Source organism: Streptomyces crystallinus (genome assembly GCF_039521265.1).
In the GTDB taxonomy this organism is placed as follows: domain Bacteria; phylum Actinomycetota; class Actinomycetes; order Streptomycetales; family Streptomycetaceae; genus Streptomyces; species Streptomyces crystallinus.
In genome coordinates this window covers 82092-102141 of sequence record NZ_BAAACA010000020.1, presented here as the reverse complement: position 1 = coordinate 102141, position 20050 = coordinate 82092, and the positions used below count along the sequence as shown (strand labels likewise).

At 71.9% G+C, this 20050-nt stretch carries 16 protein-coding genes; 3 read left to right on the top strand and 13 right to left on the bottom strand.

Annotated features, from left to right (window positions below):
• Positions 1 to 43: 43 nt before the first annotated feature.
• The 6 genes from trmD to proS all read right to left on the bottom strand — a co-directional run bounded on the left by trmD (position 44) and on the right by proS (position 4878).
• On the bottom strand, positions 44 to 865 hold the full coding sequence (gene trmD, locus ABD236_RS18585) for a tRNA (guanosine(37)-N1)-methyltransferase TrmD (RefSeq protein ID WP_344074889.1): 822 nt from the start codon (positions 863 to 865) through the stop codon (positions 44 to 46).
• Positions 865 to 1473 (bottom strand): ribosome maturation factor RimM, encoded by a 609-nt coding sequence (gene rimM, locus ABD236_RS18580; protein WP_344074888.1) that lies wholly within the window; start codon positions 1471 to 1473, stop codon positions 865 to 867. Before rimM ends, trmD begins: the two co-directional genes overlap by 1 nt.
• A gap of 199 nt (positions 1474 to 1672) precedes the next feature.
• The gene (locus ABD236_RS18575) at positions 1673 to 1912 is read right to left on the bottom strand and encodes an RNA-binding protein (protein WP_033266910.1); all 240 of its coding nucleotides are present in this window, start codon (positions 1910 to 1912) and stop codon (positions 1673 to 1675) included.
• A gap of 2 nt (positions 1913 to 1914) precedes the next feature.
• Complete coding sequence (gene rpsP, locus ABD236_RS18570) at positions 1915 to 2355, bottom strand: 30S ribosomal protein S16 (protein ID WP_266984282.1); 441 nt, start codon at positions 2353 to 2355, stop codon at positions 1915 to 1917.
• 256 nt (positions 2356 to 2611) lie between these two features.
• On the bottom strand, positions 2612 to 3205 hold the full coding sequence (locus ABD236_RS18565; protein WP_067164754.1) for a hypothetical protein: 594 nt from the start codon (positions 3203 to 3205) through the stop codon (positions 2612 to 2614).
• Positions 3206 to 3465: 260 nt separating this feature from the next.
• Positions 3466 to 4878, bottom strand: a complete 1413-nt coding sequence (gene proS / locus ABD236_RS18560) for a proline--tRNA ligase (protein WP_344074887.1) — start codon at positions 4876 to 4878, stop codon at positions 3466 to 3468.
• Between the two features lie 165 nt (positions 4879 to 5043).
• Here proS and ABD236_RS18555 point away from each other — a divergent pair, with 165 nt between their 5' ends.
• Positions 5044 to 5886, top strand: a complete 843-nt coding sequence (locus tag ABD236_RS18555; protein WP_344074886.1) for a methyltransferase domain-containing protein — start codon at positions 5044 to 5046, stop codon at positions 5884 to 5886.
• Between the two features lie 12 nt (positions 5887 to 5898).
• Here the strand turns inward: ABD236_RS18555 and ftsH are convergent, their stop codons facing one another.
• The 6 genes from ftsH to nsdA all read right to left on the bottom strand — a co-directional run bounded on the left by ftsH (position 5899) and on the right by nsdA (position 15901).
• Entirely contained in the window at positions 5899 to 7815 is a 1917-nt protein-coding gene (gene ftsH, locus ABD236_RS18550; protein WP_344074884.1) for an ATP-dependent zinc metalloprotease FtsH, read from the bottom strand.
• Positions 7816 to 8014: 199 nt separating this feature from the next.
• A complete protein-coding gene (gene ffh, locus ABD236_RS18545; RefSeq protein WP_344074883.1) occupies positions 8015 to 9556 on the bottom strand; it encodes a signal recognition particle protein in 1542 nt (513 codons plus the stop codon).
• 366 nt (positions 9557 to 9922) lie between these two features.
• Positions 9923 to 12379, bottom strand: a complete 2457-nt coding sequence (locus ABD236_RS18540) for a [protein-PII] uridylyltransferase (protein WP_344074882.1) — start codon at positions 12377 to 12379, stop codon at positions 9923 to 9925.
• Between the two features lie 36 nt (positions 12380 to 12415).
• Complete coding sequence (locus ABD236_RS18535) at positions 12416 to 12754, bottom strand: P-II family nitrogen regulator (protein WP_004924863.1); 339 nt, start codon at positions 12752 to 12754, stop codon at positions 12416 to 12418.
• Positions 12751 to 14094, bottom strand: a complete 1344-nt coding sequence (locus ABD236_RS18530; protein WP_344074881.1) for an ammonium transporter — start codon at positions 14092 to 14094, stop codon at positions 12751 to 12753. The genes ABD236_RS18535 and ABD236_RS18530 overlap by 4 nt, the downstream gene beginning before the upstream one ends.
• Positions 14095 to 14425: 331 nt before the next feature.
• Complete coding sequence (nsdA, locus tag ABD236_RS18525; RefSeq protein WP_344074880.1) at positions 14426 to 15901, bottom strand: transcriptional repressor NsdA; 1476 nt, start codon at positions 15899 to 15901, stop codon at positions 14426 to 14428.
• 429 nt (positions 15902 to 16330) lie between these two features.
• Here nsdA and ABD236_RS18520 point away from each other — a divergent pair, with 429 nt between their 5' ends.
• The gene (locus ABD236_RS18520) at positions 16331 to 16978 is read left to right on the top strand and encodes a bifunctional DNA primase/polymerase (RefSeq protein WP_344074879.1); all 648 of its coding nucleotides are present in this window, start codon (positions 16331 to 16333) and stop codon (positions 16976 to 16978) included.
• Between the two features lie 139 nt (positions 16979 to 17117).
• On the opposite strand, the gene ftsY is transcribed toward ABD236_RS18520, so the two are convergent.
• On the bottom strand, positions 17118 to 18320 hold the full coding sequence (ftsY, locus tag ABD236_RS18515) for a signal recognition particle-docking protein FtsY (protein ID WP_344074878.1): 1203 nt from the start codon (positions 18318 to 18320) through the stop codon (positions 17118 to 17120).
• 226 nt (positions 18321 to 18546) lie between these two features.
• Here ftsY and ABD236_RS18510 point away from each other — a divergent pair, with 226 nt between their 5' ends.
• Complete coding sequence (locus ABD236_RS18510; protein ID WP_344074877.1) at positions 18547 to 19995, top strand: cytosine permease; 1449 nt, start codon at positions 18547 to 18549, stop codon at positions 19993 to 19995.
• The last annotated feature ends 55 nt before the right edge of the window (positions 19996 to 20050 follow it).

The following is a 20050-nucleotide window of genomic DNA, read 5'->3' as shown; positions in this document are numbered from 1 at the left end:
TTCCCCCTGTGGCAGGGGCCTGGGCCGGGCGTACAGCAGCGGCTCATTCTTCCACGTCCTGGGGCCTGCGCCAAAATCGGCCGCCGGGCTCGGGGGCCCAGCCCAGGATGGAGAGCACTTCGCGGTCCTTCTTGTCGAAGGCCGCGGGGTCGCAGCGCTCGATCAGGTCGGGCCGGTTCTCGGCGGTACGGCGGAAGGCCTCGTCCCGGCGCCAGCGGGCGATCCTGCCGTGGTGTCCGCTGAGCAGCACGTCGGGGATGCCACGGCCGCGCCACTCGGGGGGCTTGGTGTACACCGGCCCTTCCAGGAGGTTGGCCATGGCGCCGGGGGCGAAGGAGTCGTCGCGGTGCGACTCGGCGTTGCCGAGGACGCCGGGCAGCAGCCGGGCGACGGCCTCGGTGACCACCAGGACGGCGGCCTCCCCGCCCGCGAGGACGTAGTCGCCGATGGACACCTCGTACACCGGCATCCGCGTGGCGTACTCGTCCATGACGCGGCGGTCGATGCCCTCGTAGCGCGCGGGCGTGAAGATCAGCCACGGCTTCTGGGAGAGCTCGACGGCGAGTTCCTGGGTGAACGGCCGGCCGCTCGGGGTGGGCACGACCATGACGGGGCCGTGCGCCCCCGCCTCGTAGCCGTCGGCCAGCGCGTCGTCGAGGCAGGCGCCCCAGGGCTCGGTCTTCATGACCATGCCGGGGCCGCCGCCGTAGGGGGTGTCGTCGACCGTGTTGTGCCGGTCGTAGGTCCACTCCCGCAGGTCGTGTACGTGGACGTCGAGCTGGCCACGCGCGCGTGCCTTGCCGACGAGGGAGACGTTCAGCGGTTCCAGGTACTCGGGGAAGATCGTGACGACGTCGAGCCGCATCAGTTCTGGGCCCCGTCGGTCTCGTCGCTCTCGTCGGTCTCGTCCCTCTGGTCCCCGTCGGCCTCGTCGGCCTCGTCCCGGGCGGAGGCGATCTCGGCGCGGTCGTCGATCAGTCCGGGCGGCGGGTCGATGACGGCCCGCTGCTCGTCCAGGTCGATCTCGGTGACGATCTCCTCGACGAACGGGATCATGACCTCGGTGCCGTCGGGCCGCTCCACGATGAAGAGGTCCTGCGAGGGCAGATGGGAGATCTCGGTGATCCGGCCGACCTCGGTGCCGTCGGTGAGGACCACGTCGAGGTCGATGAGCTGGTGGTCGTAGTACTCGTCGTCCTCTTCGGGGCGCTCGTCCGGGTCCACGTCGGCGATGAGCAGGGTGTTGCGCAGCGCCTCGGCGGCGGTCCGGTCGCGCACGCCCTCGAAGCGCAGCAGCAGCCGGCCGCTGTGGACGCGGCCGGTCTCGATGGTGAGCGGCCCGGTGGCGGCCGGGTCGGTGGCCAGTACGGCGCCGGGGGCGAGCCGCAGCTCCGGCTCGTCGGTGCGCACCTCGACGGTGACCTCGCCCTTGATGCCGTGGGCGCGGCCGATCCGCGCGACTACCAGCTGCACGTCGTTCAACTTTCCTGTCGGGTGGCTTCGGCTGCTCGGCGGCTTCGGCTCCTCGGGGGGCCTCAGCTGCTCGGGGGCCTCAGCTGCTCGGGGGATGCGGCTCTCTCGGGGGATGCGGCTCTACAGACGACTGCGGGCCGGGGAAGGCCAAGGCCCTCCCCGGCCCGAGCCGGCGCATCTGGTAAAACGACCAACTTTGTCAGTGGACCTGGTCCACGTCGACGAGGTCGACGCGGATCCCACGGCCACCGATGGCGCCCACGACGGTACGAAGAGCGCGGGCGGTGCGGCCGTTGCGGCCGATCACCTTGCCGAGGTCGTCGGGGTGGACCCGGACCTCCAGCACGCGCCCCCGGCGCAGGGTGCGCGAGGCCACCTGCACGTCGTCGGGGTTGTCGACGATGCCCTTCACGAGGTGCTCAAGAGCCTCCTCGAGCATGCTCAGGCCTCGGTCGACTCGGCGGCGTCGGCCGCAGCCTCGTCCGCCTTCTTGTCAGCCTTCTTGGCCTTGGGGGTGATGGCCTCACCCTTGGCGTCGTCGCCCTCGAGAGCCTTGGCGAACTCGTCGAAGGAGCGGCGCTTGCTCTCCTTCGTCTCCGGCTGCAGGAGCGGCGCGGGGGCGGGAAGGCCCTTGTGGGCCTGCCAGTCACCGGTCAGCTTCAGGATGGCGAGCACAGCCTCGGTGGGCTGGGCGCCGACCGACAGCCAGTACTGCGCACGCTCGGCGTTGACCTCGATGCGCGACGGGTTGTAGGTCGGGTGGTAGATACCGATCTCTTCGATCGCGCGGCCGTCCCGACGGGTACGGGCGTCGGCGACGACGATGCGGTAGTGCGGCTGGCGAATCTTGCCGAGGCGCTTGAGCTTGATCTTGACTGCCACTGGAGTGGTGTCTCCTGGTCTTGACGTGGTTGGGCACAACGGGATGCCACGTGGGGTTGCGGTACTCAAAGTGCCCGATGGACGCGTCAGCCGGAGGCGAGAGGGTTCCTGTGCGGCTGTCGAGTACAGCTAGTCATTGTGCCACATGCCGGCGCCGGGCACGCCGGGGGTCCGTGGGGCACCCCCGGGCGGCACGGCGGCCGTGTCCGCGTCCTGTCCGGCCCGCGCCGCCCCCGTCGGACGGCCGGGCCCGGGGTCAGCTCGCCGCGGCCACGACCTCGGGGATACGGAAGGGCTTACCGCAGCCGCCGCAGACGATCGGCGCCTGGGCGAGCACGGAGGGGACGACGCGCACATTGCGGCCGCAGTCGCAGACGGCCTTGACGCGGACGCCGCCGCCGGAGGAGCCGTGCCGTGCCGCCGGGCCCCGGAAGGAGCGCTTGGTGTCGGCGGCGGTGGCCACGGTGTGGGCCTTCAGGGCCCGCTGGAGGCGCTCCATCGTCGGCCGGTAGCGGCGCCTCGCCTCGGGGTTCAGCGCGACCAGCGAGAAGCCGCTGCTGGGATGCGGCTCCTCGGGATGGTCGAGGCCGAGCTCCTCGGCGATGGCCAGGAATCTGCGGTTGTGGTACCGCCCGGCCCGGGATGTGTCGCGGACACCCCGGGCGGCGGCAATGCCGTGGACTGCCTCGTGGAGCAGTCGCTCGAAGGAGAGCTCGGCGCCGCAGGCGGACGACGACTCTCCGATCAGGGACTCGGGCGCGGCAAGGTCAGGCAGCTCGGGGTGGTACCGCTGAATGTCGGCCCACGCCTGCGCCAGCTCTGCGGCGAGAACAGGTGGTGTCGTGCTCACGTCGTGACAACGAGCCGGAGTGCCCCGGTGTTCCTATTCCGGGGCATCCCAAATAATTTGCACGTACCCGTCAGTTGCCGTTGATGCGTCCGGACGAGGGCGGGTGCGCTGATCTGCGGAGAAGTCTCACAGCTCGCACCAAGGTAGTACGTAGCGGCGCGTACGCCCCGGCGCGTAGATGATGTCCACGCGCCGGGATTCCAGGATCCGGCCGGTGCGCAAGGGGCGTTTTCGGCCGACTGGAACAGGCCGCGCCGCGCTCAGTAGGAGCGCGCGACGATGGCGACGGTACCGGGGGCGTCGTCGGCCTCGGGGACCGATCCGTCCTCGGTGACCAGACACCGTACGGACACGGCCTGCTCGGCGAGCTTGGCCTCGCCCTCGGCGCCGAGGGTCGCCCACGGGATGCGCGCCCAGCCGCCGGCGGTGGCCGCCTCGGCGGCCTCCTCGATGGTGGTCACCTCGCTCGTACGGGACTCGCGGCGCTCGCGGGACTCGCGCAGCAGCTGCGCCTGGTCCTCCTCCAGGACCCTGGGCAGCAGCTCGCCGAGCGCGTCGATGGAGACGGGCTCCTTGCCGCCGGGGATGCGGCGGGCGAGCATCGCGGTGCCGGCCTCCAGGTCGCGCGGGCCGATCTCGACCCGTACGGGCACGCCCTTGAGCTCCCAGTCCACCGCGCGGCGGCCGAAGGGGGTGTCGACGCGGTCGTCGACCTGGACGCGGATGCCGAGCGCCTTGAGGCGGTCGCCGATCTCGCGGACCTTGGCGACGGCCTCGTCGCCCTTGATCGCCATGACGACGACCTGGACGTGGGCCAGGCGCGGCGGCACCCGCAGGCCGTTGTCGTCGCCGTGCGACATGATCAGACCGCCGACCATCCGGGTGGAGACACCCCACGAGGTCTGCCAGACCAGCTCCTGCTTGCCGTCCTTGGAGAGGTACTGGGTGTTGAAGGCCTTGGCGAAGTTGGTGCCCAGCTCGTGGCTGGTGCCCAGCTGGAGGGCCTTTCCGTCGCCCATCATGCCTTCGAGCGTGAGGGTGTTGATGGCGCCGGCGAAGCGCTCCTTGGCCGTCTTGCGGCCCAGGACCACGTCGATCCCCAGGACGTTGACCATGAAGTCCGCGTACACGTCCTTGTGGATGCGCGCCGCGTAGTCGCGGGCGTCCTCGTAAGAAGCGTGCGCGGTGTGGCCCTCCTGCCAGAGGAACTCACTCGTACGGAGGAAGACGCGCGGGCGCATCTCCCAACGGACGACGTTGGCCCACTGGTTGATGAGCAGGGGCAGGTCGCGGTAGCTCTGCACCCACTTGGAGAAGTAGTCGTTGATGATCGTCTCGGAGGTGGGGCGCACCACGACGGGCTCTTCGAGCTCCTTGCCGCCACCGTGGGTGACCACCGCGAGCTCGGGCGCGAAGCCCTCGACGTGCTCGGCCTCACGTGTCAGGTAAGACTGGGGGATGAACAGCGGGAAGTACGCGTTCTGGGCGCCCGCGTCCTTGATGCGTGCGTCCATCTCCTGCTGCATCCGCTCCCACAGGCCGTAGCCGTACGGTCGGATCACCATGGTGCCGCGCACCGGACCGTTGTCCGCGAGCTCGGCCTTGTTGATCAGATCCTGGTACCAGCGGGGGAAGTCTTCCGCCTGGGGCGTGAGAACGGGTGCCTTTGCCATGGCGCGAATGGTACGGGCCCGGCGGCCCCGAACGTGAATCGCCCTCCCTCTGGACGCGGTGGCGGATGCGGAGTTCCCTGGCATACGGGGGGAGTGCGACCGCACGTGTACGGGGGCTTTCCATCAGCGCACGGCTGACCTCTTCTGCGGATTGGGGCGCTTTCCATGACACCTACGCTCGTCCGGCACCAGTCCCCCGCGGCCTCCGCCCCGCCCGCGCAGGCGTGTGCCCGCGCGCGTGACTGGGCGGAGATCCAGGAGCGCATGCTGGTGCCGCTCTACGAGGCGGTGTACGAGCGGCTGGAGGTGGGACCCGCCACCCGGCTGCTCGGCCTGGGCTGCGGCTCCGGGCTCGCCCTGTTGATGGCGGCCTCGCACGGCGCGCGCGTGACGGGTGTCGACACCCGTCCGGAGCGGCTCGCGCTGGCCCGGGAGCGCTTGCTGCCGGAGGGGGTGTGGGGGCGCGTGGGCGAGCGTGACGGGGCCCGCGTCCTGGAGGGCGGCCCACAGGCCGCCGGGCCCGCCGGGGCCCGCTACAACCTGGTGACCTCCTTCGAACCGGTGGGCTGCGCCGCGGGCGACGCGGACGGCCTGGTCCCGGCGCTGGAGGCCGGGGTGGGGCTCGCCGAGCGCGGGGCCGTGGTGGTGCTGGCCGGCTGGGGGCCGCCGGAGCGGTGTGCGACCTCCGGGGTGCTGCGGGTGGCGACCCGGCTGACCGACGCGCCGCGCTGGCGCCCGAGCCGGCGCGACGACCTGGAGGACCTCGCCTCACGGGCCGGGCTGCGGCCCGACGGCTCGGGCCGGGTGGCCTGCCCGTTCGGGTACGCGGACCAGGACAGCGCGGTGCGCGGGCTGCTCTCGACGGGCCTGTTCGACGCGGCGGCCCGGGCCACCGACCAGGTCCAGGTCGAGAAGGAGCTGGCGGAGGCGCTGCACCCGCATCTGCGCCGGGACGGCACGGTGTGGATGCCCAACGTGTTCCGCTATCTGATCGCCCGTACCCCGTGACGCCACCGGACCTCAGATCTCCGTCCTGGCCAGGCGTGGGATGCCCGCCGCGCGGTAGGCGGCCTCCTCCTCCAGCGTCTCGTTCTTCAGCAGCGCCTCGGCGAGCGCGTCGAGCTGGGGGCGGTGCTCGCGCAGCAGCCGGCACGCGTCGGCGTAGCACTCGTCGACGATGCGGCGCATCTCGGTGGCGATGGTGTCCAGCGTGACGGGGGCCGCGGAGAGCCCATACGCCTGCTGGGCGTCGCTGGGCAGCGCGGTGAGGGGGCCGATCTTCTTGCTCATGCCCCACCGGGCCACCATGCCGCGGACCAGGCCGGTGACCTGTTCGAGGTCGTTCTCGGCGCCGGTGGTGATCACGTCGAAGACCACGTGCTCGGCCGCCATGCCGCCGAGCGCGCCGATGACGCGGCCGCGCAGATAGTCCTCGGTGTACGCGTACTTGTCGGCGTCCGGGGTGGACAGCGTCACGCCGAGCGCCCGCCCCCGGGGCACGATGGTGATCTTGCGTACGGGGTCGGCGCCGGGCTGGAGCATGCCGAGCAGGGCGTGGCCGCTCTCGTGGTAGGCGGTGCGGCGGCGCTCCTCCTCGGGCATCACCAGCGGCCGCTCGGCGCCGAGCTGGACCTTCTCCAGGGCGTCGGAGAGGTCCGACTGGGTGACCTCGCTCTGGCGGCGCTTGACGGCGAGCAGGGCGGCCTCGTTGGCGAGGTTGGCGAGTTCGGCGCCGGTCATCCCGGGGGTGGTGCGGGCCAGCTGGGCGAGGTCCACGTCGGACGCCATCGGGATCTCCCGGGTGTGGATCTTCAAGATGGACTCGCGGCCGCCCCGGTCGGGCGGGCTGACCTGCACGATCCGGTCGAACCTGCCGGGCCGGGTGAGGGCCGGGTCCAGCACGTCGGCCCGGTTGGTGGCGGCGATGACGACGACGCCCTCGGACCCGGAGAAGCCGTCCATCTCGGTGAGGATCTGGTTGAGCGTCTGCTCGCGCTCGTCGTGTCCGCCCATCCCGGCACCGGCGCCGCGCGCCCGGCCGATGGTGTCGATCTCGTCGATGAAGATGATGGCCGGGGCCACCTTGCGGGCCTCGGCGAAGAGTTCGCGCACCCGCGAGGCGCCCACGCCCACGATCATCTCGATGAACTCGGACGCCGACGCGGAGAAGAACGGCACCCCCGCCTCGCCCGCCACGGCCCGCGCGAGCAGCGTCTTGCCGGTGCCGGGCGGGCCCGCGAGCAGCACGCCGCCGGGCATCCGGGCGCCCATCCGGCGGTAGGCGGCCGGGTTCTTCAGGAAGTCCACGACGTCGTTGAGCTCGCCCTCGACCTCGTCGATGCCCGCCACGTCCTCGAACGTGGTCCGTTTGTCCTCGCTGAGCTCGACCGGCTTGGGCGGCGCCTTGCGCCCCAGCATGCCGCCGCCCATCCCGGCGCTCATCCGGCGCGCGATGAACAGCCACAGCACGACGAGCAGCAGCATCGGCGCCAGCGAGATCAGCAGATTGGCGAGGAAGCCGCGGTGCTCGACGACCGGCTGGGCGGTGACCGTGACGTTCTGCTTGGTCAGCTGCGACCACAGGTCGTCATCGGCGAAGGTGGGCCGCTGGGTGGTGAACTTCGTGTACTTGTCGCTGCCGCCGGGCACCGTCCGGGAGCTCTTGAGCTGCCCCTGGATGGCGTCGCCCTTGGAGTAGATCTTCTCCACGTTGCCGGCCGCGACCTGCTTGCTGAACTCGGTGTACGACAGCGTCGGCTCGTTGCCCTCGTCGAAGAACGACAGGATCAGATTGGTGACCAGATAGACGACGAGCGCGGCCAGGATCAGACTGCCCCAGCCCCCGGGCATCTTCCGCTTCGGCGGGGGCGGCGGGGGCGCGCCCTCGGAGCGCCACGGCTGGTCGGTGCGATCTCGTGGGGGTACGGGATTGGGCACGCTGCTCTCCTCTGGCCTGTACGGCGATTATCGGAGAGCGGGTGGAACGGGGCATTCCGGGTGGGCCGACGGGGCTGCCGGGCCTCCGGTACGCCGGAAGGGCCCGCGGCCTGTACGGCTCGCGGGCCCTTCCGGTGCCGCGTGGAGCGACTCGTACGTACGAAGTACGCGAAGTACGTCGGACGAGCCCGGGCGGAGGTCAGCCCATGAACTTCTTGAACGCGTCGGGCAGTTCGAAGTCCTGCGGGGCCTGGGCGGCGCCGGGCAGCGCCTGCGGGCCCTGCTCGCGGCGGGCCGCCGCGGCCTGCTCCTCGGCCTTGCGCTTCATCGGGTTGCCGCTCTTGCGCTTGCCCTTGGCGACCTTCTGCTGCTTCTTCTGACGGCCGGGGCCGCCACCCATGCCGGGGATGCCGGGCATACCCGGCATGCCGCCGCCCTGGGCCATCCGCGACATCATCTTGCGGGCCTCGAAGAACCGCTCGACCAGGTTCTTGACCGCGCTGACCTCGACGCCGGAGCCCTTGGCGATACGGGCGCGGCGCGAGCCGTTGATGACCGTGGGGTCCTGGCGCTCGCCCGGCGTCATCGACTTGATGATCGCGGCGGTGCGGTCCACGTCGCGCTCGTCGATGTTGTTGATCTGGTCCTTGATCTGCCCCATGCCGGGCAGCATGCCGAGCAGCTTGGAGATGGAGCCCATCTTGCGGACCTGCTCCATCTGCGCCAGGAAGTCGTCGAGCGTGAAGTCCTGGCCCTTCTTGGACGCCAGCTTGGAGGCCATCTTCTCGGCCTCTTCCTGGCTGAACGTCTTCTCCGCCTGCTCGATCAGGGTGAGCAGGTCACCCATGTCGAGGATGCGGGACGCCATGCGGTCCGGGTGGAACGCGTCGAACTCGTCGAGCTTCTCGCCGTTGGAGGCGAACATGATCTGCTTGCCGGTGACGTGCGCGATGGAGAGCGCGGCACCGCCTCGGGCGTCGCCGTCGAGCTTGGAGAGCACCACGCCGTCGAAGCCGACGCCATCGCGGAAGGCCTCGGCGGTGTTGACCGCGTCCTGGCCGATCATCGCGTCGACGACGAAGAGGATCTCGTCGGGCTTGACGGCGTCGCGGATGTCCGCGGCCTGCTGCATCATCTCCTGGTCGATGCCCAGGCGGCCGGCGGTGTCGACGACGACCACGTCGTACTGCTTCGACCGGGCGTACTCGATGGAGTCCTGGGCGACCTTGACCGGGTCGCCGACGCCGTTGCCGGGCTCCGGCGCGTAGACGGCGACGCCCGCGCGCTCGGCGACGACGCTGAGCTGGTTGACGGCGTTGGGGCGCTGGAGGTCACAGGCGACGAGCAGCGGGGCGTGGCCCTGGCCCTTGAGCCACTGGCCGAGCTTTCCGGCCAGCGTCGTCTTACCGGCGCCCTGGAGACCGGCGAGCATGATGACCGTCGGGGCGGTCTTGGCGAACCGCAGCCGGCGGGTCTCACCACCGAGGATGGTGATGAGCTCCTCGTTGACGATCTTGACGACCTGCTGGGCGGGGTTGAGCGCCTGGGAGACCTCGGCGCCGGACGCGCGCTCCTTGACCTGCTTGATGAAGGCGCGGACGACGGGCAGGGCGACGTCGGCCTCGAGCAGGGCGATACGGATCTCGCGTGCCGTGGCGTCGATGTCCGCCTCGGACAGGCGGCCCTTGCCCCGGAGGTTCTTGAATGTCGCGCTGAGGCGGTCGGAGAGGGTGTCGAACACGGTGGTCGCGGATCCTCGGCTCGTAGGGCGGTCGGGTGAACGCCCCCCAGGGTATCCCGGGCGCGCATTTCCCCACCCCGCCCGTTCCCTTAACCCTCCGGGGGTGGGGGTGGGTGGAGGTGGTTTGCCGGGGGCTACGCCCCCGGACCCCCGGCCGGGGCCTGCGGCCGGCCCCGGCGCACTTTCGTCTGCGGGTGAGTGGGTGGTTGCTCGCGCAGTTCCCCGCGCCCCTTAGGGGGTACGCCGCAGCCGGAAGAGCCAGCTCAGCCACCGCCGGCTTTTAGGGGCGCGGGGAACTGCGCGGCCAGCCACCCACCCAGCCGCACACGAACGCGCAGCGGGGCGCCCCGCCCGCCCCCGGAGGGTTCAGGCGACGGGCGGGGTGGGGGTGGACAACGCCCGCTCCACGCCGCGCGCAACCCCCACCGCCACCTCCACCCCCAACGGCTCCCCCACCCCGTCCGTCACATAGAACGCGTCCACCGCGTTGGCCCCCAACGTCGACACATGCGCACTGCGCACCCGCACCCCCGCCCGGTCCAGCTCCCGCCCGATCCGGTGCAGCAGCCCCGGCGCGTCCTGGGCACGGACCTCGATCACCGTGGCCAGGCGGGACGCGGCCGGGGCGACCGTGACGCGCGGCGGGGGCGCGGCCGGGCCCCGGCGGCGGGCCGCCTCGCGTTCGGCGAGGCGGGCCGGGAGGTCCAGGGAGCCGTCCAGGGCGCGGACCAGATCGGCCCGCAGCCGGGCCGCCTGCGGCAGCGAGCCGTACTCCGCCGCCACCCGCCAGTCCAGCAGCAGCACCTCCCCGCCCAGCGGATCCGGCAGGCCGATCGCCCGCAGCTCCGCAGTGCGCACGGTGAGCCGGTGCATCGCGAGCACCCCCGCCACCGCGGGCAGCACCCCGGGCTGGTCCGGGACCGCGATCACCAGCTCGACGCCGAGCGGTTCCCGGGCGCCCTCCTCCACCGGCGCGTCCGGCTGGGCCCGCAGCGCAAGCACCGGCCCGCGCGTGCGGTGCGCCTCCATCGCGAGGCGTTCCTGCTCGGCCGTGGCGAGCGGCGGCTCCGGGTCGGCCGGCTCCCCCGCCAGCACCGCCCCGACCCGCTTGACCAGGTCCGCCACGAGCGAGCCCCGCCAGGAGGACCAGGCGGCGGGACCGGTGGCGAGCGCGTCCGCCTCGGTGAGCGCGTGGAGGAGTTCGAGCGTGGACGCCATCCCGACCGCCTCGGCCACCGCCCGTACCGTCGCGGGGTCGTCCAGGTCCCGCCGGGTCGCCGTCTCGACGAGCAGCAGATGGTGGCGTACGAGGGCGGCGACCACGGCCACGTCGTCCTTGTCGAAACCGATCCGGGCGGCCACGTCGCGCGCGATGACCTCGCCCGCCACGCTGTGGTCGCCGGGCCATCCCTTGCCGATGTCGTGCAGCAGGGCGGCGACCAGGAGCAGATCGGGCCGGCCGACCTGGCGGGTGAGCGAGGCGGCCCGTACGGCCGTCTCCACCAGATGGCGGTCGACGGTCCAGGTGTGCACGGCGTTGCGCTGGGGGCGGCAGCGCACCCGCTCCCAGTCCGGCAGCAGCCGGGTGATGAGCCCCTCGGCCTCCAGCGCCTCCCACACCGGCACGGTGGACTCGCCCGCGCCCAGCAGCGTCACCAGCTCGTCGCGGGCCTCGGCGGGCCACGGCACCGGCAGCGGCGGGACGGTGGCGGCGAGCCGGCGCACCGCGTGCAGCGAGAGCGGCAGCCCGGAGCGGGCGGCGGCCGCGGCGGCCCGCAGCGGCAGCACCGGGTCGCGCTCGGGTTTGGCGGCGAGCGCCAGCACCGCCTCGCCGTCCTGTTCGACGACCCCTTCGGCGAGCGGGGTCCGCGCGGGGGCCGCCGTCCGCCCGCCCAGCAGACCGCGCAGCCGGGGCCGCGCCGAGCGGGCCCGCAGGACCCGGCCGACCTCGCGCCAGGTGACGTCACTGGCGTACGAGATGGTCCGCGCGGCCTCGTACACCTGCCGCAGCAGCACGTCCGCGTCCAGCACGCCGAGCGCGGCGGCGACCGCGTCCTGCTCCTGGAGGGCGAGGCGGTCGGTGGCCCGGCCGGTGGCCAGGTGCAGTGCGTCCCGGACGTCCAGGAGCCGGCGCCGGGCCTCGGCCAGGCCCTCGCGGGGCGCGTCGGCGAGCCAGGACGCGGCGACCGCGCGCAGGGCGGTGGCGTCCCGCAGCCCGCCGCGCGCCTCCTTGAGGTCGGGTTCGAGCAGGAACTGCAACTCGCCCTGGCGCTCAGCGCGTTCGCGGCACAGGGCGTCGAGTTCGGGCAGCCGTTTGGGGGCGAGGTTGCGCCAGTCCGCGAGGACGGCGGTGCGCAGGGCGGCCGTCAGGCTCCGCTCACCGGCCAGATGGCGGGCGTCCAGGAGGCCGAGGTGCACCTTGAGGTCGGCGCCCGCCGCCCTGCGGGCCTCGGCGGGGGTGCGGACCGAGTGGTCCAGGGCGAGGCCCAGGTCCCACACCGGGTACCAGAGGCCGTCGGCGAGCGCGGAGACGGCGCTCGCGCCGGCGCTGCCGTCGTGCACCAGGACCAGGTCGAGGTCGCTGCGGGGCGACAGCTCCCCGCGCCCGTAGCCGCCCACGGCCAGCAGGGCGGCCCCGCGCACCCCGGCCGCCCGGGCGGCGCCGGCGAAGAGCTCGGCCAGCCAGTCGTCGGTGAGCCGGGCCAGGGCGGCCCGGCGCGGCGGCCCGGACCGCGCCTCCTGCTGGAGGAGGCGCAGCCGGGCCGCCGCGTAGCCGCCGGGTCCGGAGTTCTCTGTGTCTGTGCTGACGTCCACGCTCGTCACCCGGCAGCTCCTGTCCGTACCTGATCGGGGTACCACTCAGAGGGCGTCGGGGCCGCGTTCGCCGGTGCGGACCCGGACCGCGGTCTCGACGGGCACGCTCCACACCTTGCCGTCGCCGATCTTCCCGGTGCGCGCGGCCTTGACCACGACGTCGATCAGCTGCTCGGCGTCGTCGTCCTCGACCAGCACCTCGATGCGGATCTTGGGGACGAGGTCGACGGTGTACTCGGCGCCCCGGTAGACCTCGGTGTGGCCGCGCTGGCGCCCGTAGCCGCTGGCCTCGGTGACCGTGAGGCCGTGCACCCCGAAGGCCTGGAGGGCCTCCTTGATCTCGTCCAGGCGGTGCGGCTTGACGACCGCGGTGATCAGCTTCATGCGTCCACCTTCTTGTTCTGCGCTGCCTTCTCGCTCGGGGCCGGGGCGTGGGTGCGCACGGCCGTGCCGCCGCCCGCGCCGCTGAAGTCGTACGCCGTCTCGGCGTGCTCGACCTGGTCGATGCCCGAGACCTCGTCGTCCTCGGCGACCCGCATCCCCATCGTCTTGTCCAGCACGAAGGCGAGGGCCGCGGAGACCACCAGCGAGTAGCCGAGGACCGCGCCGACACCGATGGCCTGCTTGCCGAGCTGGTCGAGGCCGCCGCCGTAGAAGAGGCCCTTGGCGTCGGACTGTACGCCGCCGGTGGCGAAGAGGCCGACGAGGAGGGAGCCGGCGATGCCGCCGACCATGTGGACGCCGACCACGTCGAGGGAGTCGTCGTAGCCGAAGCGGTACTTGAGGCCGACGGCCATGGCGCACAGCAGACCCGCGATGGCGCCGACCGCGATCGCGCCGAGGGGGCTGACGCAGCCGCCGGACGGGGTGATGGCGACGAGGCCCGCGACCGCGCCGGAGGCGGCGCCGAGGGTGGTGAAGGAGCCGTGCCGCAGCTTCTCGTAGAGCAGCCAGGCGAGCATGGCGGCGGCGGTGGCGACCTGGGTGTTGACGAACATCACGGCGCCCACGCCGTCGTCGTTGCCGAGCCAGGAGCCGGCGTTGAAGCCGAACCAGCCGAACCACAGCAGCCCCGCGCCGAGCATGACCAGCGGCAGGCTGTGCGGGCGCATCGGGTCCTTCTTGAAGCCGACGCGCTTGCCGATGACGAGGATGACGCCGAGGGCCGCCGCGCCGGCGTTGATGTGGACGGCGGTGCCGCCCGCGAAGTCGATGACGCCCTTCTTGAAGAGCCAGCCGTCGGAGGCCCACACCCAGTGCGCGACCGGGAAGTAGACGGCCGTGACCCACAGGGTGATGAACAGCGCCCAGGCGCTGAACTTGACGCGGTCGGCGAGCGCGCCGCTTATCAGCGCCGGGGTGATCACCGCGAACATCAGCTGGAAGACGGCGAAGACGTAGATCGGGATGGTGTAGCCGGGCCAGAGCTGGACAATGCCGATGCCGCTGAGCCCGAAGTAGTCCTTGGACCAGCCGATGAAGCCGTTGGACTCGCCGAAGCTGAGGCTGAAGCCGTACAGCACCCACAGGACCGTGACGATCCCGAGGCTGATGAAGCTCATCATCAGCATGTTGAGTGTGCTCTTGACGCGGACCATGCCTCCGTAGAAGAAGGCCAGGCCGGGGGTCATGAGCATCACCAGCGCTGAGCAGATCAGCATGAACCCGGTGTTGGCGCTGGACAGCTGAGGCGTGTCGGCTGCGAGCGTGATGCCTGGGGGCATCGGCGTCTCCTCGTCGTCGGTACGGCGGCCCGTGCGGGGGCGAACGAGTGGCTGCGAAGGGGTGGGCCGTTATGCGCCATGAGGTTGGCGCAGCGCGGTTTCCGTCGATGCCGCTCGATGTTTCGCCGCCGTGACGAAGAGGTCGGGCGTGTTACACCGGCATGAACTGCCGGATCACCGCCCCGGGGGGCGGCTACCATCCGCGTACACGCGGACGGGTGACCGGCCGCGACGTCCCCCGGTTGACCGGGCTGGGGGAGCCGAGTCGGGCTGTACGGGGTGGGCGTCGCGGCCGGCGTCATGGATGCCGCTGTGGCGGCGCCCCCGGTGGTCAGACGGCCTCGGCGGTCTCGGGCAGCTCCCGGCCGAGGACATCGGTGAACTGCACCACCTCGGGCACCTCGCCGAACTCCCGCACGGCGGTGTCGACGGTCTTGCGCAGCCGGGTGTTCACCCGCTCGGAGCGGACCGTCTTGGCGATCTTCAGCGCCTCTCCGGCCAGCACGGTGCACTGCTCGGGCTCGCGCTTGAGGAGGTGGACGGTGGCCATGCCGATGAGGTTGAGCGCGTACGAGCGCTGGTGGACCTCGTCCTTGCCGAAGAGCTCGACCGCGCGCTCCATCACCGGCTCGGCGAGCGTGGCGTACGTGGGGCTGCGGCCGGCCACATAGGCCAGGTCGCGGAAGGAGTGGGCGTTCTCGCCGTTGAGCTCGGCCTCGGAGAAGAACTGGATCCAGTCGGGCTCCGGCTCGCCGTCGAGCCCGGCGTCTCCGAAGGTGTCCTCGGACATCCGGACGGCCCGCTTGCACTTGCTGGGCTGGCCCATGTTGGCGTACGCGCGCGCCTCCATCGCATACAGCATCGCCTGGGTGCGGGGGGTGGCGCAGTCGCGGCTGCCGTACTGGGCGAGGTGGATGAGTTCCAGGGCGTCGTCGGGTCGGCCGAGGTGGATCATCTGGCGGCTCATCGAGGACAGGATGTACGACCCGAGGGGCTTGTCGCCGCACTCCTTGGCGGCGTGCAGGGCGAGCACGAAGTACTTCTGGGCGGTGGGCTGGAGGCCCACGTCGTAGCTCATCCACCCGGCCAGTTCCGCGAGTTCGGCCGCGACTCGGAACAGCCGGCGGGCGGTGGCCTCGGGCTGCGGCTCCTGGAGCAGGTCGGTGACCTCGTGGAGCTGGCCCACGACGGCCTTGCGGCGCAGACCGCCGCCGCACTGGGCGTCCCACTGGCGGAACATCTCCGTGGTGGTCTCCAGGAGGTCGAGCTCCGGTTTGGAGAGCCGCGAGGGGCGCCGGGCGTTGGCGGGGGTCTCCACGTTGACGGCCTCGCCGGGCGGCGAGGGCACCAGCCAGCGCTGCATGGGCTCGATCAGGGCGGGCCCGGCCGAGAGCATCAGGGAGGTGCCGAGGAAGCCGCGCCGGGCCAGCATCAGGTCGCTCCGCGAGTACTCACTGAGCAGGGAGACCGTCTGGGGGCCGGCCCAGGGCAGGTCGACGCCGGAGACCGACGGGGACTGGTGTGCGGTGCGCAACCCGAGGTCCTCCACGGCCACGACGCTGCCGAACCGCTCGGAGAACAACTCGGAGAGGATGCGCGGGATCGGCTCGCGCGGCATCTCGCCGTCGAGCCAGCGGCGCACCCGGGAGGTGTCCGTGCTGATGTGGTGCGCGCCGAGCTGGCGCGCGCGTCGGTTGACCTGGCGCGCGAGCTCGCCCTTCGACCAGCCGCTCCGTACGAACCACGAACTCAGCTGCTCGTTGGGGCGCTTGCCGGCGCTCGTACCGCTAGCCCCACTGCCGCCCACTGGAACGCCCCCATTCAGCTAACGCCTTGTGCGTCTTCCCTGCCACGCGAACCCCTATCAGAATGCCGCGAGTCGGGGCTTCCTGTCCCCGGGACGCGGCCCCCCGGACGGTACAGCTCCTTGCCGTTGGCATACCCACGCGTGCGTGCGTATCCAGGGTCCATGTACCGAAAGTAATCCTACGATCACGGCTCCCGCGAGGGCGATTCCAGAAACGCCACCATTCGCCACCCCTTCGAATGAACTCCCTTGGCGCTGTGCGCGATTCACTTGACACAGGTCGGTCAGGAGTCGATGGAACGGTGCACGCCGGGGCGCGCGCACGGGTTCGCACCACCCTCCCTTCCGCCGCGAGCCGTCGGGTGAGCAGTGCGCAATCAGGGAACTCCGGATCGTAACCACCGTCGCGTCATATCCGTTGGAGGGGGCATGGGCTTCACGATCGGCGGCAGCCGGGGGATCCGCGAAATCCGGTCCGGCCCGCGGCGGCGCGGCCGCGCGACCGAGGTCACGGCGGTGGCCGAGTACACGGGCCTGTGGGGCTGGGACGTCGCCCCGGGGGCCCGGGAGCTCTCCGGCCAGTGCTCCTGCGGCAGTGCGGGCTGCCCCGCGCCGGGGGCGCACCCGCTGGACTTCGCGCCCGAGGTGCCCGCGGGTGCGACCCTGGACGAGGTCGGCGAGGCGTGGGCGGAGTGCCCGGGGGCCTCGGTGCTGCTGCCGGTGGGCCGCACCTTCGACATCTTGGACGTGGCGGCGCCGGCCGGGCGGCGGGCGCTGGTGCGGCTCGAGCGGATGGGGCTGCCACTGGGCCCGGTCTCGACGACGCCGGCGGGCCGTACGCACTTCTTCGTGGCCCCGGGAGCGGCGGCCGAACTGCCGCGTCTGCTCTACCGGATGGGCTGGGACGACGCCGACCTGGACCTGGTCTGCCCGCCGCCCGGCGCCTACGTCCCGGCTCCCCCGTCGGCGGACGTCCACTGGCTGCGCCCCCCGTCCCTGGACACAGCGACCCGCCCCCCGGAGGCCCGCCTCCTGCTGGGCACCCTGGCGTACATCTGCCACCGGGCACCGTTCTGAAAAAGGGCCCCGCACACGAGTGCGGGGCCCTTCACAGCGGGGATACGCCGGTCTACCCAGGGGCGCGGGGAACTGCGCGAGCAACCACCCACCGGCCCGCAGCCGCCAAGCAGCAGAGGCACCCCGGACAGTAGGCGCCCTAGTCCCCAATAAGCGCGTCCACGAACGCGCCCGGCTCGAACGGCGCCAGATCGTCCGCGCCCTCACCGAGCCCCACCAGCTTCACCGGCACACCCAGCTCGCGCTGCACGGCGATCACGATGCCGCCCTTCGCCGTACCGTCGAGCTTGGTCAGCACGATGCCCGTGATGTCGACGACCTCGGCGAACACGCGGGCCTGGACCAGCCCGTTCTGCCCGGTCGTCGCGTCGAGGACCAGCAGCACCTCGTCCAGCGGCCCGTGCTTCTCCACGACGCGCTTGACCTTGCCGAGCTCGTCCATGAGCCCGGTCTTGGTGTGCAGCCGGCCCGCGGTGTCGATGAGGACGACGTCCGCGCCCTGCGCGATGCCCTCCTTGACCGCGTCGAAGGCGATCGACGCCGGGTCGCCGCCCTCGGGGCCGCGCACGGTGCGGGCGCCGACGCGCTCGCCCCAGGTCTGGAGCTGGTCGGCGGCGGCCGCGCGGAACGTGTCCGCCGCGCCCAGGACGACCGACTTGCCGTCGGCGACGAGCACGCGCGCGAGCTTGCCGGTGGTGGTGGTCTTGCCGGTGCCGTTGACGCCGACGACCATCACGACGCCGGGGGTCTCCGCGCCGCCCTCGGTCTTCACCGTGCGGTCGAAGTCCGGGCCGAGGATCGCGACGAGCTCCTCGCGCAGCAGGGTGCGCAGCTCGGCCGGGGTGCGGGTGCCGAGCACCCGGACGCGCTCGCGCAGCCGCTCGACCAGCTCCTGGGTCGGGGCGACGCCCACGTCCGCGGTGAGCAGGGTGTCCTCGATCTCCTCCCAGGTGTCCTCGTCGAGGTTGTCCCGGGAGAGCAGCGTGAGCAGCCCCTTGCCCAGGGAGTTCTGGGAGCGCGCGAGCCGGGCGCGCAGCCGTACGAGACGGCCGGCCGTGGGCTCGGGCACCTCGACCTCGGGCGCGGCGGGCGCCTCCTCGATGACGACGGGGCTCGCCGGGGCCTCGGGGAGGGCGACCTCCTCGATGGTGCGGCGTTGCTCCTCGGCGGTCTCGGCGGCGTCCTCGCCCACATGGGGCTCGGCGGGCGGGGCAGTGATGGTCGGCGTGGACGACGGGGCCGAGGGCGGCAGCTGCTTCTTCTTGCGGCCGCTGACCACGAGCCCGCTGATCGCGCCGACCGCGACCAGGGCGATGACTACAGCAAGGATGACGAATTCCATAACCACCCCAGTATCAGTCATGGGCCGCCGCGGGGGCCCGGTCGTGTCTTCCCATGAAGATCAAAGGGAACTATGGGGCAATCGTCGTATTAAGTTACAATGGAAGAGGAGGAGTCAACGCGCGTAGAGTCCCCGGAAGATGACCCCCACCGGCTCCCTGCCCCACTGCCTCAAGGGCGTGGGCGGCAATCCCGGAGCCGAGCGAGAGGCAAGGCACCCCACCCTCATGAGCACCACTTCCCAGTCCGAAGGCGCACTGGAAACCCGTGGCCTCGAGCCCGTCCCCGACAGCGAGCGCACCGCCAGAACCAGAGACCTCTTCCCGACCTGGGTCGCCGCCAACATCAGCGTGCTGCTGCTCACGATGGGCGCCAGCCTCGTCGTGTCGTACAAGCTGAACTTCTGGCAGGCGCTCGTCGTGGCGGTCGCGGCGCCACTCGTCAGCTACGGACTGGTGGGGCTCATATCGATCGCGGGCAAGCGCGGTGGCGCGCCCGGCATGGCGCTCTCGCGCGCGGTCTTCGGCCAGCGCGGCAACCTGCTGCCCGGCTCGCTGATCTGGGTCGCCCGCTGGGGCTGGGAGACGATCAACGCGGTCACCGGCGCGTACGCGATGCTCACCGTCCTGGACATCGTGTTCGGCATCAGGAGCAACACCTTCCTGATCATCGTGACGCTGCTGCTCTTCGTGGTGACGACGTTCGCGATCTCGGGCCTCGGCATCAACGTCGTGCAGAAGTGCAACAAGTACGCGACCTACCTCTTCGGCGCGTTCTCCGTGCTCGTGCTCGTCTATCTGGCGCTGAACACCGACTGGAGCGAGGTCTTCGACCGCCCGGCCGGGAAGATGTCGCTGATGGTCGCGGGTACCGGTCTGATCGCGGCCGGCGGGGTCAGCTGGATCCCCTCCGCCCCGGACTTCACCCGCTATCTGCCGCGTACGGCCTCCTCGAAGGCCATGGTCGCCAGCTCCGTCGGCGGCGCCGGGATCGTCGTGCTGCCGATGGTCCTGATGGGTGCGGTCATGGCCGTCTCCACCCCGGACCTCGCCTCGGCCGCCGACCCGGTCTCCTTCCTCGGCGAGATCCTGCCGCTGTGGATCGCGGTGCCGTATCTGCTGATCGCGCTGGTCGGCATGGTGCTGATCAACTCGATGTCGATGTACTCGGCCGGCTTCACCGCGCAGACCCTCGGCTTCAAGATCCCGCGCCACTGGGCGGTCTCGGTCAACGCCGTGATCTCGCTGGCCTTCGGCGGTGTGCTGATGCTGGTCGCCAAGAGCTTCATGGGCTCCTTCATCGCCTTCCTCTCGCTGCTCGCCGTCGCCTTCTCGGCCTGGGTCGGCGTCTTCGGCGCGGACATGCTGCGGCGCACCGAGTACGACGCGAAGGCGCTGCTCGACACCACGCCCACCAGCGCCTACTGGTACAAGGCCGGCTTCTCCCCCGCCGCCGTCGCCGCCTGGGCCGTGGGCCTGGGCTCGGGTCTGCTGTTCACCACCTCGGACTGGTTCACCGGCCCGCTCGCCGCGAACAACCCGATCGGGGAGTACGGCCTGGGCTGGGTCGCCACCATCGTGGTCTCCGGCCTGCTGTACGTGGCGCTGCCCAAGCCGGCGGTACCGGCCCCGGCCGCGCCGGCCGAGGCCGAGGAGCCCGCACCCCTGGCCGTCTGACGCATCGTCAGCTACCGTCCCCCTCCACCGGGATCCCACCGGATCCAGCCCGGCG

What these genes read in the sequence shown, in the direction of transcription:
- trmD (WP_344074889.1), bottom strand. Translation starts at nt 865, where the DNA reads ATGCGGCTCGACGTCGTCACGATCTTCCCCGAGTACCTGGAACCGCTG.
- ABD236_RS18575 (WP_033266910.1), bottom strand. Translation starts at nt 1,912, where the DNA reads ATGCTCGAGGAGGCTCTTGAGCACCTCGTGAAGGGCATCGTCGACAAC.
- proS (WP_344074887.1), bottom strand. Translation starts at nt 4,878, where the DNA reads ATGGCAAAGGCACCCGTTCTCACGCCCCAGGCGGAAGACTTCCCCCGC.
- ABD236_RS18555 (WP_344074886.1), top strand. Translation starts at nt 5,044, where the DNA reads ATGACACCTACGCTCGTCCGGCACCAGTCCCCCGCGGCCTCCGCCCCG.
- ABD236_RS18535 (WP_004924863.1), bottom strand. Translation starts at nt 12,754, where the DNA reads ATGAAGCTGATCACCGCGGTCGTCAAGCCGCACCGCCTGGACGAGATC.
- ABD236_RS18530 (WP_344074881.1), bottom strand. Translation starts at nt 14,094, where the DNA reads ATGCCCCCAGGCATCACGCTCGCAGCCGACACGCCTCAGCTGTCCAGC.
- ABD236_RS18520 (WP_344074879.1), top strand. Translation starts at nt 16,331, where the DNA reads ATGGGCTTCACGATCGGCGGCAGCCGGGGGATCCGCGAAATCCGGTCC.
- ftsY (WP_344074878.1), bottom strand. Translation starts at nt 18,320, where the DNA reads ATGGAATTCGTCATCCTTGCTGTAGTCATCGCCCTGGTCGCGGTCGGC.
- ABD236_RS18510 (WP_344074877.1), top strand. Translation starts at nt 18,547, where the DNA reads ATGAGCACCACTTCCCAGTCCGAAGGCGCACTGGAAACCCGTGGCCTC.